At 35.5% G+C, this 1,691-nt stretch carries 1 protein-coding gene; it reads right to left on the bottom strand.

Annotated features, from left to right (window positions below; genetic code table 11):
* Nucleotides 1-248 precede the first annotated feature (248 nt).
* Nucleotides 249-836: a helix-turn-helix domain-containing protein gene (locus tag IEW69_RS16795; RefSeq protein ID WP_188628033.1), complete on the bottom strand. Its 588-nt coding sequence runs from the start codon at nucleotides 834-836 to the stop codon at nucleotides 249-251.
* Between the last annotated feature and the right edge of the window lie 855 nt (nucleotides 837-1,691).

The following is a 1,691-nucleotide window of genomic DNA, read 5'->3' as shown; positions in this document are numbered from 1 at the left end:
GCCTAGGCTAGGGAAGTAGAAAAGTGAATTAAAGTTTGTTTTTTGACATAGTTCGTAGCAACTCCAATACCCTAATTTAATGGTTCTAAATTGTTTTTAAAATCTAGTCCAGTCTTTTAGGGGGTTAGTACAAAGATGAGGCGTTTACTTTGGCTAAATAATTTAGCTACATTCTAATTTAAAACATTCTAGTCAGTCACCTTTTAAGTTTAGCAATTCCAAGCATACTTTCTCTAGCCTTAAGTTTATTACAATCGTGAACTACTTCCAATTTGAATTGGTTCATAAAGTGGCTGCATTCCGCTAACAGATTTCAAGGTATGGTTTTGGCCATTTACTATTTCACCCCGGTTGACGCACTTGATTTTATACCCAGCTTTCTTGCACTTTTCTAGGAAAAGATCACTGGGAGGATTATTGAGCTTAATTTTATATTCATCGCTTTTAGCATTAACAAACGAAACGTTGAAACTACTTTCACTACGTGTAGTTGCAGCTTCCTGGTTTGCAGTTAGCAAAAAGTTGTACCGCTCCAGTAGATCAATATACTTTTCCTTCCAGACATTTATACTTTCAGTGGAAGTCGGGCCTGATAATAAGTTGGTCTTTGCCATGATTTCGAAGTCAGCGGGAACAAACTCTCCTGGAAATTCAGCAGAAAAATCATGTTTAATCGCTCTGCCGATCTTAAGAATCACTTCTGTACTAAGTCTTTGTTGTAAAAACCAGTTGTAGAGAGAGCGCCTATTTACTCCAACTATTTTCGCTAAGTCTGTTAACGAGTGGCCTTCTCTTCTAACCACTTTTTCTACTATCGCTCCGTAATGTTCTGACATTGTTATTTATTTTGTTTATCCAGGTAAGGTGTTGTTTCTAAAGCGGCTCTAGTGTGAAACTGACTACACACAATTGCTCACTTCGGGAACATAGTATACCTACTAGTATCCCAGTTTGGAAAGGTAATCGACTATATGTGTGCATTAAGCCAAATACAGTATAGATACTACTTTCTTCATGTCAGAGTATGCAAAACCTAATCCGAATACGATAATACCGTATGCGAACATTTAAATGGAATACATTTCTCATGAAGAGCAATAAACATTAAAGGTTAGGAATATTGTAAATTTGAAATCTACGCATCATTATGTGTACAACATGGAAGTGGGTTGGGACTTTAGAAGCATCGGTGATTGACCTTTAAAAAGGATAATAAAAGCAATGCTTTGTTTTTTGAGACTCAATGTTCATCTTCAGGTAAAGCACTATTTAGTATTCGATATATAGATATAAATACATCATGATATCTAAATATTAATCTGAAAATTGCCCTTCTCTTTTTGTGTATTTTGGATAAACTGAGTAAACCTACAGCTAAGAGAAAATACATTCAATTTAGGTCGGTATACTATAATGGTAAATTTTTCATGCTGCTCAACTCTGATAGGAGAGCATCTCAGCTTGGTTTTTTGAGACAATCCTCTCTCTTTACTATGGCTCTGAATTCGACCATTTTTAAATACCTCATTCGCTAAATAGTCACTACTACGAATGTCACTCTTAACCAGTGATTTGTTGCAAATGGCCCCTGACTTACTGCATGTCCTTAATAGCTTTAATAGTTAAAAATAACATGAAAAAGCTTAAATTACAATTAACACCCAAGTTAGCGGACATTGCAAGAACAGGTC

It is taken from the genome of Pedobacter quisquiliarum (genome assembly GCF_014642175.1).
In the GTDB taxonomy this organism is placed as follows: domain Bacteria; phylum Bacteroidota; class Bacteroidia; order Sphingobacteriales; family Sphingobacteriaceae; genus Pedobacter; species Pedobacter quisquiliarum.
Note: the sequence above shows the minus strand (reverse complement) of the source record. Positions and strands in the feature narration are given on the sequence as shown.

What these genes read in the sequence shown, in the direction of transcription:
- IEW69_RS16795 (WP_188628033.1), bottom strand. Translation starts at nt 836, where the DNA reads ATGTCAGAACATTACGGAGCGATAGTAGAAAAAGTGGTTAGAAGAGAA.